The organism is Limosilactobacillus sp. (assembly GCF_051873075.1).
Lineage (GTDB): Bacteria > Bacillota > Bacilli > Lactobacillales > Lactobacillaceae > Limosilactobacillus.
Genome location: NZ_JBJEEM010000034.1, coordinates 1 through 14,150, shown reverse-complemented (window position 1 = coordinate 14,150; position 14,150 = coordinate 1). Strand labels below are relative to the sequence as shown.

Here is a 14,150-nt window from a genome sequence, read left to right as displayed (position 1 = left end):
ATTCGTCCACAAAATAATGATCGATCTTTTTAATGTATCTTAAATACGTCAGTAATGTATAAACGCCGCTGGAGGAATGACAATATCTGCATTGAATACGTCAGCAATATATCAGCAAACTATATGGTATTTCCCCCTTTAGTTCCCCTCTCAACGCAAAACGGCATCTCTTGATTGAGGTGCCGTTTCTTCTATTATATATCTTTTTCATCGTACAGTTTTGCCAGCTCATGAACGCGAATCCAAGCAGCCGTTCTCAGCTTCTCTGGGTCGGCCCGATAAGCTTTCAATCTGGGGAGTGAGATGTCTACCTTCGCGCTTGTCCCCTTCAAGCTGTTGTTTTTGTCAGTGATGTAAGCCTTGGCCTTTTCGAACTCATTCATTAGGCTTCCACTTCCCAATCGCCGATGAAGCCCATCCTTTGCATGTCATTCAGCAGGGTTTCGACGTCATCGTCCTTGGCGTTTTGGAAATCGATCAGGTCTTGATTATCATCCTGATCCTGGTTGTCCAAGTGAATGTATGTAGCAAGCGCATCGTAAGCAGTGTCAATGTCATCCAGGCTGTTGCAAGCGAAAGTAAATTGACCACCTTCGATAGTTGCCTTAGTGCCTTCATAGATAGTGAATTCCATTTTGATGATCTCCTTTTTATCCTTATCTCTCAACACCTTTATAATACCACTTTTAGTATTAAATGCAATACTTTTATATCAAATAGAATACTTTTAACGCAAAATAAAAAGCCCAGCATTGCATGCCCCTGCAATACCGGGAAAAAGAAGAATTTTAATGTCGACATCATTATAACGCAAAAAAGAACGACCATTGCAAGATCTGCAACAGTCGTTCATGCGTTAACTTGAGAGGAGGACTCACCTCCTCGTTTTATTTTTGTGTTATGAAATGTACCACGCTCGTAGGTCCTTTGCCAATATCGAAGCGTGGTCAGGGAGCATCAATGATAAACTGTTGTTCGCCGTAAATTTAATGGTAGTGAAGTATCCTTGCATACTGCTACTTTTGACCTTAACAGTCGATTTCCCCGCGCTTACCGGGCCAACAGATACTGTGACTGAATCTCCAGAAACAGCTTTTGCCTGAAAGTAAACCGCAACCGTTCTCCCAATCGGTTGGTTGTCTTTAAAAGGAATCGCTATTCGTCCAAGCCCTTTGCCCGAGAAACTAGCTAGTTCAAATCCGTCGTCAGCTTTGCTAATAGATGCTTCTTCTATAAATATCCCGTTGCCAAGCCCTTGTACCAAATCACTCCCGGCAGATAGTAAATCAACCATCTCGTCGATCGTAAGTTTTTCTGAGAGAAGCTTCTCGGCTCTGACGGAATTCCCAAGGTTAGTTAACGATTGTGATAGTGTCATGCCGCACACCCCCTAACAGGGAGCAAGGCGGATAGAAGGGCCTTAGCTACCCCCCCACTTGAGAAACAACTCCAACAAAAGGCTGGCTAAACGTAAAGGTAATTTTTTCTTTTGGAATAAAGGCATGAGCGCTGTCATTATAGAAATCTAATAACCTAATACGCGCGTCTTCAGTAACCGTATAGTCTGCAGATAATTTATAAAATTTATCCCCTAGTTTACTAATAGTCATTGGTACTATATGATGCGCAGATACACCACTGCTCGAAACAGTAAAAAAACTAATTGTAAATGTGTTCAATTCATAGCTAGACCTTAACAATACTGATTGCCTAACTCTTGATCCTTTAGAAGCAGAAAAATATTTATCGTTTTTTATCCCTATTTCAAAGTAACCATTAGTGCCGTCTACGGTAATAGTTTGCGAATTGCCTTCTGGAGTGCTTACAGTATTACCGGAAGAAAGAGTAGGCATAGCTATTAAATAGTTAGAAGTTTTAGCAAAACCATTTAATTCTCTTGTTGCGTCAGTAATACTAATCTTATTTTGACTACCCAGCACAGTTCGTACAGCGTTCATCAGATTGGTCATTGTATCGTTTAAGCTCATGCTGCCACCTCCAATCGAGGTGCAACAAACGCCGGTAGGACGGGGTCAGTTACCCCCCCCCACTTTGTCGGCGGGGTTCGGAGTCCATACGCCGGGCTCGGTGCCAGGGTACAGGCGTTCATCTTTAATCTGGATAGTAGTCCCTTCGGGGGCTTTACCATCGATTGATTCAACGTTGTAACGCAAACGGTTTGTGCTACTGATCGTAGTTAGTGTAATATACGTTTTGACATCTTTAGAATTTGCCGGAATAGCAGGGCCTAAGAATACTAGATTTTTAGTGTCGCCTGCATAGCTATACAGGACTAACCTAACCGGTACATTAGACAGATTAGTTATTGTAGCTGCATAAGTATAACGGTCTCCAGCATGATTGTTAGTAAGTGAAGTGTAGGTAGTATTAGCGGAAGTTACAGTCATCCAACCACTACCAGTCGTTTTTCTATACTCGTCGCTAGTTCCTATCAGCATATTTTGCTTGTTCCACGATAAATCACCGATTAGCCTAGTCATTTCAGCGATTGTCAATTTGTTAGTCACACCCGTCTTTTGTCGAAAATTATCGGCGTGGGCTGTCAAAAGATCTTTAAGCGACATATGCAACACCTCCCATCAGAGATAGAAAATGCCTCTTAAATGCTGATAGGGTGGGCTTAATTACCCCCCCTAATTTGGTCCATTGCTCTGCTCCACCATTCACGATGGCGCGCACATATATCTTGGGATTTTGATCTGTTATTGCTATCTGAATGCTTCGACGCACAGCGCTTGCATTATTAGATATGTTGATTAGCCACCACCAGTAGCCATTCGTTGGATAATGATATTTTTTAGTCGTCTCTACCGATCCAATGTCTTCTCCTTGATCATTTACAGAAATAAAAAAGACACCCGACTGTTTGAGATTATTGGCGTCCAAAATTTGTTTTTTAGTCACGGAGATGGTAAAAGGATCGCCGGTTAGCATCTTGAAAGCACGTAAGACTGACGTTGCATCGTCGATTGACAATTGAGCATCGTCGCTGTCGCTGCTAAACGCTCTTACCGCGCTCATTAATCCCGTCATTTCATTTTTCAAGCTCATCTAATCACCACTTTCCATTCAGAATGTCATCGTCAACGTACTGCTTAGTCTTAGCTAGTACATCTTGCGTCATGCTATCTATGCTGGACTTCACCGCACTGGTGATCCACGAGCTGATCGTGGATTGATCGTCGGTTGTCCAGTAATCTGTGCCCCTTTTAGGCGTATAACCATCCTTGCCTTGTGGAATACCCAAGTTGATCTTATACCCGGTTGTTGTCTTAGTCAGTGTGACCGTAGGCGTAGCATCAGCGGCTAGTTTGGTAACCGTTCCTGGTTCAAAGGTTGGGGTGTCACCCTTTTTACCTTTTTCGCCTTGTGGAATCACGACATCAAACACGGCATTATGCTCATCACCGCTATTGGTGAAGCTTACAGACTGATCTGGTGTACCGGTTGTGACCTTACCTACCTTGATTGTCGGTGAAATGCCGTCATTACCGTCTTTTCCTGGATCCCCTCGTGGGATTGAGAAGTTGAAATGGTTCTTGCCGTCTTTGTAGGTCTCAGTGACAGAAGCTTGTGAGCCAGGTGCAAGTGTAACCGTCGAATCAACCACAACATTCTTGCCGGCGGCGATAACCGCTCCGTTGACAACGTCCTGAATGTTGATTTGCTTGATCAGTTCACCAGCCGTGTCAGCAATGTTGGATTCAATCTGGAAATATACCCGGGTACCGGGCGAAGGATAGATCGTTGTCTGAAGTTTGCCCTCATTGTCCGTGTAGCTCTCCCACACTTCTAGTGAGTAATCATCGGGGACAAGCTTGGTTAGGTCAGCCGTTGATATGCTAACTTGGCTTCCACTAAGAGTAACCGGGTAATCGCCGATGTAGCCGGATTTGTTGGCGACCTTGGCCACGTAAGTGTGTCCAACCGTTGGTGTAGCATAAGATGTACCGTCGGAGTTTCGGAAGCGCATGACGATCGTCTTGGTCGTTTCAAGATGCTTAAAGGTGTCACCAGCGACTTCCACGCTTCGATCTTGCTGTGGCATTAAATCGCCTCCTATCTATAACCATTCCAAGTGATTCCAGTCAGGTCGACGTTAAGGTCTTGCTGACCACCGTAATCGCTATATTGCCACATAGCCACGCCGTCCATACTTGGAAAAGCGGCGTAGTTTGGCATAGTGCTCAAGCCGTTCTGATAGCCCGCAACCCAGATCGAATTAGGGAACTCGGCAAGCACACGGCCAATGTCAACGTGGGATAAGAGATACGGCTTGTAAGAGTACAGAACTGGCGTGTAACCAGCCGCCTTGATTTGCCGCATACCAACAAGAATGTTGTCCGTGTTGGCTTCAATATTGCCACTAGCCCCTGCCTCATAGTCCAGGGCTACGATTGAGCCCTTGTTGCCTTGAATTCGCGGCAAGAAGTAGTTCAGCATGGCTTGAGTTTGCGCTTGGTTGCTACCAGTTTGCATCCAGATATAAGTGTGGAAGCGCCAGCCTTTAGCCTTAGCCTGCTGAGCGTGTGAGGCGTAGGTGCCCTGCTCGTAGATATACCCGTTTACTGAGCCACCAATCTGACTAACGGCGAAGCTGTCCTGCCCCGTATTGTTATACAGGTTAGGCTGGTACTTCGAGTAATCGCCACCGTAAGACTTAGCTGCCTGGGCTACCGACAGGATCCCCGTCTGGTCAGCGTGGTAAGTGACACCATCAACCACAACATCGGTGTTTGTTACCTTCAGATAGGTTGTCGGGTCGAAGTAGTACTTACTGCCTTGCCAATCGACCAGGCCGGACATCAAGCGGCCGTCCTTGCCAACCATGTACCAGGTACCCCACTGGGATTGAATGTACTCCTGGTGATCAGCTTTCAAGTACGTACTTGGCTCAAAGTACCAGTATGACCCTTGCCACTTCTGCACGCCTGACAGCACTTGGCCGTTGTCACCGATCATGTACCACTGGCCCCATTGCGATTGCACGTAATCACGCTTCTTGTGCAAGGTACCATCAGCGTTGAAGAACCAGTAAGCGCCCTTCCACTGCTGAACACCGGTCAGAAGCTTGCCGTCTTCGGTCAGATACCACTCTTTCTCGGTGTTGATCTTCGGAAGCTCTCGGTACTGGCGCCCCTTCATAACGGTGCCATCTGCCTCGTAGTAGATGTAGCCGTCTTTCTCCTTTTGCCAACCCGTCTTAGTTTTCGGCATTAGTAGCACCCTCCTTCTGTTGCGGTGCTTGTACGGCGACGTCTTTCAGGTTGTCCATCGGAATGCCCTTGGACTGCTTTGCGTTGTCGGCATTGTAAGGCTTGGTAGCTACGGCCTCCGCACCCGGCATATCCTTGGTGTTGATCCGACCAGTAGGAATGTTTTGCGCACTTACTCCCACGATGGACTTATTATCGATAGTTGGTTTGCCCTTAGCTGGGCCGATCTTAGTGGTAACGCCGTTTGGAGTTACTTCCATGACAGACTCAGTCTTGCTGGTCAAGTCAGACTTCTCGTAAGCGGCCTGGACAGCGGTTTGGACATCTTTCATATCGATGTGGATCCCACGATCAGACAGGTAGGTAGCGACCTGTGTGGAAGCCTGGTCGAACTTCTGCTGGCCCGTCTTGTCGGAACTGACCAGAGCATTGACGGTCGTCATGGCTACTTGTTCCAACAATTCCCATGCCTCACGTTGCTGTGCCGTCTTGGCGTGCTTAGCTTTGCTCTCGACAAATGGTTTGCCAATTGCGAGGGCAAAATAAAAGGCCCACACAAGCAGGCCTGATTGAACGATCCAGTTGATAATGTCATTAATTGTCTTCATGATGATTGAAAACCTCCTTCTCCAGCGCCGTGATCCGCTGGTTGCGTACCTTCGCTTCACCAATGTGGACTTCTAGCTTATCTTCCAGGCCATCGACTCGACCTGTAAGCACACGGTTATCATTGACCAGTCCATGTAAAGTTGCATTAAGCGTGTCAATTGAGTTTTGAAGCTTGTTCATAACCGAAGTCATTTTGATGATTAAGCCCACAACACCACCAAGCCCTCCTAAAATTGCAACAACCGATCCCCATTCATCGATTGCTAGGCCTAAAAATTCATGATGCACATTCACACCTCCATTTTTTCAAAATAAAAACGCCCCGAAGGACGCCAGCCATTATTGCTTTTCCCATGAATGTCGAATGTACTCTTTAGTAGCTTCTACTAGCGCGTCCTCACTTTCCGGAGAAACACGATTCATATCTTCGCCTTCTTTAAGGATCGTTCTTAAGCATTCCAGGATGTCCGCTGAATAAATGTTATCCTCATAGAGACACAACCGAATAAGCACTTGAAGTTGATTCAGCTTGGTAAAACTGTTCTCTAATTTTTCAGTTTGCTTGTTAAGCCTTTGTTTAGCATCATTAACGGTTTGTTGCATCTTACTGAGTTCAGACGTGTCAATTTCGGAAATATCAGTTTGAAGCTTGTCCTTTAGCTCACCATTCAGGCCTTGCATTTCCGAATGCAATTTCTTATTCTCCGTGTTAGCAATATTTAACTTGAAGCAGCATTCGAGGAACTCGCTTACGTACTTCATAAGCTCACTCGTCCAATCCAGAGCAATTTCTTTTTGCTTTTCAGAAATCTCCATCTTTTTCGTCTCCTTCTGAGTCTTGTTGTTCCAACGGGTTACTAGAATGTTGACCATTGCGGCGACAAGGCCCGCTATTAGCCCGCTACTAATGGCTTCGACCATCACGATTAATCCACCTTTTTACTTGATGAATTAATTATACCGCTTGTGTAGCTGGTGTGAGGATCTGTGCTTCTTGGTCTGCCGTTAGCATCTTGGCTTCGACGAACAGGTCAAGGTCGTCCTTAGTGAAGAGGCCCTGCTCATAATAGCTCTTGTATAGATCAAACATTCTTACTTACTCCTTCCGTTGGTTCACTCGGTGACGTGGGCTGTGAGGCTGGCTCACTTGGCGAAGTTGGTTCACTAGCACTGGTCGGCTGTGCGCTAGTAGCTGGTGTTGTAGGTTTAGCCATCTTAGCAAGCTGCACCTTCAGCATTGCGCTATCCTTCATCAGTCCAGCGTTGACCTGGGCTTGGACACTGTTCTGCTGCTGAAGCACCGCAACCTGTTGGGTGGCCGTTGCATTAGACACTTTGAGCTGTGCGATCTGCTTCATCAGGTCGGCGTTAAGCTGGTCCTGGGCGTCCTGCTTGGCTGCCTGAGCTTTGTTGGCTTCCTTCAGTTCGTCAGGAAGTGGGAAAGCCTTCTCGAACTCTTCCAGTGATGATCCCTCAAAGGCATGGCCGTTCCACTTGTAAGGTGGACGCAACCCGTCCGGGATAATCTCGGTGGTTTCGTTATCTTTCAGCTTGTAGTCGGGATCTTCATAGTGGCCACCGTTGTAAAGCTTCGTCTCCGGGTCCCAAGTACGTACATAGATTCGATCGCTCATTTTCTAACCTCCTTACTGTGTAATGATTAGCAAGTTAACTGGAATAGTTTCATTGGAGAAATTGTTCCCGCTGCAACTAAGTGCCACTGTGGTGTTGTTGCTAGCTGGGTGGTATGCCTTGAGGTAACCCTTGTAGGTGTGCCAATCAGAAATGAAGAAGCTGGCCGAGTTGACTTGCCAAGGGATTGTCAGCGTACTTTCCCAGAAACTGTCACCGCCGTTGTGGTTGACCTTGACATCACCACGCCCCCAGATAATCGCCATGTTGTTAGCAAGGGTGAAACGTGAAAGTGCGAAGTCGTTGCCGTTATTAGGCTTACTGAGGTTCGGCCCCCACGTGTAGTCACGGGACCAGAAATCGGTGTACTTCGGCAACCCGGCGCCTAATGACTTGCTGATTGAGTTGCTGAGCTGGCTGAACTGGTTCTGCATATTCGACATTTGCTTGTCCAACGCTGGGCTACTCAGATTATCGATTGTTGTCAAGCCAGTAAAGTGGTTTGCAGCAGTCCAGGTATTGCTGTCAGTTGTCTTAGCCAGGTGGTTATCCTGGATCTGCTTAAACATATCACTGATCGCGGTCTGGGCAGCGTTAATCGATGCTTGGTTGGCCTTGATCTGTGATCCGGAATCATTCAACCAGTCTTTGAGCATATCAGCATATATCTTGAGCTGGCCGTTATACTCATCAAACCAAGTTTGCGATTCCCCCGTCGTCATGAAAACAGCGTTTTCCATGACGTTCATTTTAACTGGAATAGTTGAGACTGCTTGGTCAGTGTCGGCCTTCTTGATCACAAAATAAGCTGTCTGGTAAGGGCCAGCTGCCTGGTAAAAAGCGCCCGGGATCAAAAAGGAGCACGTCCCGGCCTTAGCTGAGTACACATGCTCCAGTGATACGCTCGTCTTAGTGACGCCCTTGGCGTCTTTACCTTGCAATTCGACCTTTTCGCCCGTCAGATCGTGGGTGACGTTGCCGTCAAAAAATTGCAGATACACTCGCCGGCCATCGTCACCCTGTCGGCCATTCAGTCCTGGAACCAGATAGCTGTCTGACGACCCGTTAATGATGGTGTTGATCTTGTAGAATTTTCCGTTCATATCTACTTCATCCGCCATTCGATCTCCTCCTTTATACGTATTGATTGATGTAGTCAATTAACTTATTGATCGTTTGCTCGATCAAGTAATAGTTGTAGTTCACTGTGTCTATATAATGACTATCCAGTTTCAACTTAGTTGGCCGTAGCAATGACAGTGTGGGCGTCTTGTCGCCTGTGTCAGGGTCAACCAGGTACTGGTCATTGCATAGGCGAACCAGCTGGTTGACTTCCTCTTGAAGCAACTGGAAAGTCTTCAAGACGTAAGTCCGCAGTGGTCTCTCAAGCGGATTACCAGGACTGACAAGTGCTTGGCCAGCCTGTTGCGGGTCACTACCGAAGACCTGCGAGAGCTTCTGATAGACTTCGTTGATCTTCGTCAGTGTTGCCTTAGCACCCTTATCAACGTTGTCACCAACGTGGAACATATCATCAAGACGATCAATCTTGATCTGAGCCACCGGAGCAACTGGCTTGTCAGGGTCAATCGGCGTCGTCGGCTGTGTTGGATTTGTTGGCTGAGGAGGTGTTGTTGGCTGGTTGTCGCTCATCATCTCCTTGAACTTCATCACTAACCGATCGGCAATCTTCTGGCTAGTAGCAGGCGTCGGGTGTACACCGGTGTTGCCGTCACCCAACAGCTCACTGGCGTTGTCATACGTGATCAGCGGATCAGGACGCCAATCATAGTAGTCGATCCCCTCTTGGTTAGCTACCCCAATAAGGCCGTCATCAAGTTGGTTCTGCGTCCAGCCTTGTGAGTTGAAGTCGAAAAGTGTGGTACTACCGTTTCGGAAGTCCTCGGTCGGTAGCTCCAATAGAATCTTGATGCTGGGGTTCTGGCCTTTCAGTGTTTCGATACCTTCTTTGGCTTTGCGAAGCGGGTAATCGATACTCCCACTTGGAAAGCACCAGTCGTTGACACCGTAGCAGACCAGAGCGTAGTCATAGCCAGCCGCACTGTGGGTCTTGGCCATGCTTGGAAACCCCTTATCGCTATCGTCAAACTTAGCTCCAGAGATGGCGGTGTTGGTGATCTCCCACCCCATTGCTTTACCAATCAGCTCCGGGATCCGTTGGTCATTGCTGTCTTGGCTCTTACCGTTCCACCCGGCGAAGATCGAATCACCAAACGCAATTAGTTTGGTCATAAGACCACCTCGCTATGCCTGTTGATCGTCATTAGTGGTTGCTTGTGCTTGCTTGATAGCAGTGTAGTCAGCCAGCTTCTTCCGTGCGATCGTGATTACATCTTGCATTGAGGCTTGAAGCAAGTTACCACCGGTGACGTCGGCCTTGTTGACCCGGATAGTTGAGTTGATAAATTCGCCGTCCCCGTTTACGTCGCTATACAGAGTGATCTGTGCGTAGTCAGCGGCGCCGTTTTCAAAATGATAGTTAAAGTCCCGTACTTCCATATCCATGATTTATTCCTCCTATAATTGATTGAGTGTACTAAAAAGACCCGCAGCTACTTAGCAGCTTGTGGGTCTTCGGCGTTTTCTTGACCTTGCTCCGATGCTGGGAGCTTAGCTTTGAGACTGGCAATTTGAGTTTGCAAATCCGTCTCTTTTTTAAGCAGTTTTTGCAGGTTAACTTGCAAGATAGCACTGTTTCTTTCTTGTTCCTTCAAGCGATCGAGTAAGATCTCGATTACATCGTTTGAATTTGCACTAAGATTCTGCATTTAATTTTGCCTCCAATTTTTTGATTAATTCTTGTTGCTGTTGCACTTGCTTATCCAGGGCTTGGAAAGCGGCGACCAGGTAAGCAAGTTCCACGTTAGGCTCACGGTAGTTACCAGTCTGGTCGATGAATTCGCGCGGTACTGAGTACTGCGATACATTATTGACATCATCAATAATGAAACTAGCCTGTGGATCGTAGATACCCTTAGCTACGTTGCGCTTGTACTCGTAGAGGTACTGGTCATCCTGCCGAATCTTATCCAGTGCCACTTGATTGTCGAGCTTGTGGATGTTGGTCTTCTTTGACAGGGTTGAGTTGGTCAGCCAACCTTGGGCACGGGCGTACCCGTTGATGTAGACATAGTTGAGGAATCGGGCACCACAGTCGACATGGAAGCCTTCGTTTTCGTCGTTCCAGGTATGGAATGACACTGACGTGTTCCCGTCTTCCGTGTTACGAGTGAACCCCATCCAGTTAGGCGAATCAATTCCGTTCGTCTGGAAGAAAAGCGACGGTGAAATCATGACGCCAGCGTCAGATACTGACATGACAGTGTGGTTAGCACCACCACGCTTGTTAGACACGTCAAAGTCCAGACCGTCTTCATCAGTCTGGTACTTAGTAATCCCATGCTGAATCCGGTATGCCCAATTAGACGAGCCACTATCAGCAAACTCGATGTCGTTACCAGTCAGGCGCAATTGGTATTTTGCCTTCGTGTTCGAGCCGTCTAGCCGCAGGAAGTTATTCTTCACGCTTAAGTAGACGGAATTGTCACCGATATGGATTCGATCGGTATTGACCGTTCCGGCGTTAAGCTTTGCCACGTCCAGGTTGATGATTGCCGCACTAGGTATGAAGGCCTTCGTATTCGGTCCCATCACCACCGTATCAGCGTCCATGAAAATCTTCTTTGATTGGAGAAGTGTCCGCCCTGCTTCGATGTTAATCTGGCTGAGCAGGTCGCCCTTCTGCACACGCAGATCCATGTCGTACTGGAGCATATCGAAGGTACTGGCAACGTTGTCGCCAGACCGCAACGTCAGGTTGGACACGGTGAAAGTGCCACCGAAGTTGTCGATCCGGATCGCGATGTTTTTCGCTGTACCCTTCGTCCACGAATCATCGGCAACCGTGATCTGCTTGACATAGTGGCCAGGCACATTGGCCTTAACCGCAACTGGAGCGCTCTTGATGTCGCCCCACGGAATCCAAGGCGCGCCATCTAATTGCGGGACAAAGGTACAGTCTGCGTCAGATGTGTAATCGAAAGACAATGTAAGCACGGTGCCTTTGGTGACCTTCGTTACATCGACCGGGGCAAACGTAAAGAACGTGTTAACCCCGACCGTGTACTTCTGCGCCTTCTTATCCAAGTTCGCTAAAAGGTTACCCGTCAGCTTGACCTGATAGGTATCTGCCAGCTGAGTGACTTTCGACAGGTCAGCCTTGTTTTTAACGACCCCTTGCAAACCATCGATTGAAGCCTGCAAGTTAGTCATTCGCGTTATGTCGGACTGGTGATCGGCATTGGCCTTATTCCGTAGCTCAGTGATATTAAGATTCCAAGTGTCGGCCGCTTGATTCACCAGCGTTTGAGTGTAACTCTGAGTAGCATACTTACCATCAGCAAGCATGCCTTTCACATCGGAAGACGTAACCTTCGACTGGATCTGGTCGGTGAAGATCTTCTGCTGAGCTTGTTGCTGCTTCACTTCATTGGTAATCGTATCAACGGTCGTCTGCTTGGCCGCCAGGTTAATCAGTTTGGTGTTGTTGCTGATCTCGGTGCTTTGCTTGATGACCTGTGCCTGGACATTGTTGACGTCATTGGCCGTTGCTTGCTTAACCCAGCTGGTCCACGCCGTACTATTCCACAACCGGGTCCACGTTACTCCAGTGTTATCCTTGATCACTGTCTGGGTTATTCGATCAGCATTAGGAGCATCTACGGTAAAGAAGAACCAGCCAGGATCAGGGGCGTTCTTGGCCTGTGTGTCCCGGTAGAAGATCTGCTGGGTAGTCTTGTAATTGTTAGCGTCAAACGCGCCTGTGACAGTTTTCCAACCGGTTGCGTCTTTGATGTTGTTAACAATGTTAGTAAGTCCCGTGACGGTTGTCTGTTCCGCCTTGGAACTTACCTCTCCAGCGGTGACTTTGAGTTGTGCGCTGACGTTATCCAAGCGCTGATTAGTAGCGTCTAGCGTGGACTCATCGACCTTGCCGGATAGCTCCTTCTGCGTTGCGGTGACATTTGCCTGCACGGTCGTGATTGACTTAGCGTTGTTGTCAGCAGTAGCTTGCGCCTTACTGGCGACGCTATTGGCTTGGTTAGCAGTGTTTTGTGCCGCGTTAGCTGTCGATTGAGCATTACCGGCGGCAGTACCAGCTTTATCTGCGCTTGTCTGTGCGTTTTTAGCAGCTACTCCAGCCGCACTAGCTTGGCTTGCCGCGTCATTAGCGGTGCTTTCCACACCAGAGATGGTGATCGTCATTCCACTGGCAGTAGCGGTTGCCTTCATAGCCTGCGAGCTAGCATTAGTAGCGATCAGCTTGGCTTCACTAGCAGTGGTTTGGACACTGATCACGTCCGACTTAGCATCGCTTGCGACTACGCTTGCTCCACTGGCGGTTACCTTAGCTTCTGCCGCATCGCCTTGCGCATCTTTAGCCGCCGCAACCGCACCGCTTGCCGTTACAATAGCCATTGCCGCGTTGGACTTAGCGTCACTAGCAGCTACCCCAGCCGCACTAGCCGTCTGCGTAACAGCGGTAATGTTACCCTGGGCGTCTTTCATGTCGGATTCCAGCTTGTCGGCACGAGCTTCAATGCTTGCGATTCGCTTGCTGTGGTCGGAAAACGAAGCATTAAGGCTCGTTGCTGTTGTCTGCAAGCTGGCAATGTCACCCTGAGCTGATTCGATCTGTGTCGACAGGCTCTTAGCGGTTGCCTGTGTCTGGGCGATGTCACCTTGAGCGTCCTTCAGTGTAGTGGTCAGCTTATCGGCTTCTTGCTTAACTTGGGTGAAATCACCCTGCAAGTCGCTGATCGTCGTAGACTGCTCACTAGCTGTCTGCTCAACCGTTGATAGTCGCTCTTGAGCGTCCTTCATAGAAGCCGTCAGCGATTTAGCAGTTGCCGACAGCGAAGCGACGTTCTTCTGATAGTCAGTCAGCGTAGACTGTAAGCTATCCGCTTGGGCCTTCACGACGTCTACGTTACCGTTGGTGTCTTTCAAGGCGCCCTGCAAAGTAGTCACCGACTGTTGAACCTGGGTTACGTTCCCTTTAATGTCAGCGATAGTTGATGTGACGCTATCCTGGCCCTTCTGCAAGTCAGCGATCGTCTTGCCCTGTTCCTGTGCCTGTTTGGTGTAGGAGGCCAGCTCACTAGCTGTCTGGGCATTAGCCGCTTGAGCGGCCGTGATGTCTTTCTTGTGCTGGGCCACTGCCGATTGGATAGCAGCCGCATTAGATGCAATGGCCTTCTTGGTATCATCAATTGCTGACTGGGCCTTGGTGAGATTGTCGTTGGCTGTTGCAATGCTCTGCTTGGCAGTCGACAAATCATCTCGTAGCTGTTGAGCCGCAGACGAATTGGCCTGCTGATCGGCACTGACTTCGCTTTCAACGTCGGCTATATGCTGACGAATAGTCTGAGCGTCACTGGCAACGTTTTTGATCGCCGTCTGTGCGTCTGACAGGGCTTGTGCCGCACCTGATTGTGCTTCACTGGCCGCCGATTGCATAGCCTTGATAGCGTCGCTGTTAACCTTGCTTGCCGCAACCGCCGAATCTGCCGCACTTGCCGCCGCGTTAGCCTGTGACACTACCGCTGGGATTTCAGCCGTTGCCGAATCAACTTCCTTCTTGACGCGATC

General features: G+C 48.3%; 18 protein-coding genes. All 18 read right to left on the bottom strand.

The genetic code is table 11. The features are described 5' to 3' along the window. Positions 1-194: 194 nt before the first annotated feature. Positions 195-383, bottom strand: coding sequence for a hypothetical protein (locus ACI31J_RS03980; protein ID WP_439773141.1), 189 nt, complete (start codon positions 381-383; stop codon positions 195-197). Beyond that, entirely contained in the window at positions 383-634 is a 252-nt protein-coding gene (locus ACI31J_RS03975) for a hypothetical protein (protein WP_439773140.1), read from the bottom strand. Before ACI31J_RS03975 ends, ACI31J_RS03980 begins: the two co-directional genes overlap by 1 nt. A gap of 264 nt (positions 635-898) precedes the next feature. Then, the gene (locus tag ACI31J_RS03970) at positions 899-1,378 is read right to left on the bottom strand and encodes a hypothetical protein (protein ID WP_439773139.1); all 480 of its coding nucleotides are present in this window, start codon (positions 1,376-1,378) and stop codon (positions 899-901) included. Positions 1,379-1,424: 46 nt separating this feature from the next. Then, positions 1,425-1,988: a hypothetical protein gene (locus ACI31J_RS03965; RefSeq protein ID WP_439773138.1), complete on the bottom strand. Its 564-nt coding sequence runs from the start codon at positions 1,986-1,988 to the stop codon at positions 1,425-1,427. Positions 1,989-2,033: 45 nt separating this feature from the next. After that, entirely contained in the window at positions 2,034-2,585 is a 552-nt protein-coding gene (locus tag ACI31J_RS03960; RefSeq protein WP_439773137.1) for a hypothetical protein, read from the bottom strand. Beyond that, on the bottom strand, positions 2,575-3,072 hold the full coding sequence (locus ACI31J_RS03955) for a pyocin knob domain-containing protein (protein WP_439773136.1): 498 nt from the start codon (positions 3,070-3,072) through the stop codon (positions 2,575-2,577). Before ACI31J_RS03955 ends, ACI31J_RS03960 begins: the two co-directional genes overlap by 11 nt. 4 nt (positions 3,073-3,076) lie before the next feature. Beyond that, positions 3,077-4,069 carry a hypothetical protein gene (locus ACI31J_RS03950; RefSeq protein ID WP_439773135.1) on the bottom strand — a complete coding sequence of 331 codons (993 nt, stop codon included), beginning with the start codon at positions 4,067-4,069 and terminating at the stop codon, positions 3,077-3,079. Positions 4,070-4,080: 11 nt separating this feature from the next. Further along, a complete protein-coding gene (locus ACI31J_RS03945; RefSeq protein ID WP_439773134.1) occupies positions 4,081-5,238 on the bottom strand; it encodes a GH25 family lysozyme in 1,158 nt (385 codons plus the stop codon). Further along, complete coding sequence (locus ACI31J_RS03940) at positions 5,225-5,845, bottom strand: phage holin, LLH family (RefSeq protein ID WP_439773133.1); 621 nt, start codon at positions 5,843-5,845, stop codon at positions 5,225-5,227. Before ACI31J_RS03940 ends, ACI31J_RS03945 begins: the two co-directional genes overlap by 14 nt. Beyond that, a complete protein-coding gene (locus ACI31J_RS03935; protein ID WP_439773132.1) occupies positions 5,832-6,134 on the bottom strand; it encodes a hypothetical protein in 303 nt (100 codons plus the stop codon). Before ACI31J_RS03935 ends, ACI31J_RS03940 begins: the two co-directional genes overlap by 14 nt. Before the next feature lie 51 nt (positions 6,135-6,185). After that, positions 6,186-6,767, bottom strand: coding sequence for a hypothetical protein (locus tag ACI31J_RS03930; protein WP_439773131.1), 582 nt, complete (start codon positions 6,765-6,767; stop codon positions 6,186-6,188). Between the two features lie 34 nt (positions 6,768-6,801). Then, on the bottom strand, positions 6,802-6,936 hold the full coding sequence (locus ACI31J_RS03925; protein ID WP_439773130.1) for an XkdX family protein: 135 nt from the start codon (positions 6,934-6,936) through the stop codon (positions 6,802-6,804). Then, positions 6,929-7,480, bottom strand: a complete 552-nt coding sequence (locus ACI31J_RS03920) for a hypothetical protein (protein ID WP_439773129.1) — start codon at positions 7,478-7,480, stop codon at positions 6,929-6,931. The genes ACI31J_RS03925 and ACI31J_RS03920 overlap by 8 nt, the downstream gene beginning before the upstream one ends. A gap of 12 nt (positions 7,481-7,492) precedes the next feature. Further along, positions 7,493-8,599, bottom strand: coding sequence for a hypothetical protein (locus tag ACI31J_RS03915; RefSeq protein ID WP_439773128.1), 1,107 nt, complete (start codon positions 8,597-8,599; stop codon positions 7,493-7,495). Positions 8,600-8,612: 13 nt separating this feature from the next. Beyond that, positions 8,613-9,731: an SGNH/GDSL hydrolase family protein gene (locus ACI31J_RS03910; RefSeq protein ID WP_439773127.1), complete on the bottom strand. Its 1,119-nt coding sequence runs from the start codon at positions 9,729-9,731 to the stop codon at positions 8,613-8,615. A gap of 12 nt (positions 9,732-9,743) precedes the next feature. After that, positions 9,744-10,004 (bottom strand): hypothetical protein, encoded by a 261-nt coding sequence (locus ACI31J_RS03905; RefSeq protein ID WP_439773126.1) that lies wholly within the window; start codon positions 10,002-10,004, stop codon positions 9,744-9,746. Positions 10,005-10,051: 47 nt separating this feature from the next. Beyond that, positions 10,052-10,267, bottom strand: coding sequence for a hypothetical protein (locus ACI31J_RS03900; protein WP_439773125.1), 216 nt, complete (start codon positions 10,265-10,267; stop codon positions 10,052-10,054). After that, positions 10,254-14,018, bottom strand: coding sequence for a hypothetical protein (locus ACI31J_RS03895; protein ID WP_439773142.1), 3,765 nt, complete (start codon positions 14,016-14,018; stop codon positions 10,254-10,256). The genes ACI31J_RS03900 and ACI31J_RS03895 overlap by 14 nt, the downstream gene beginning before the upstream one ends. Positions 14,019-14,150: the final 132 nt, after the last annotated feature.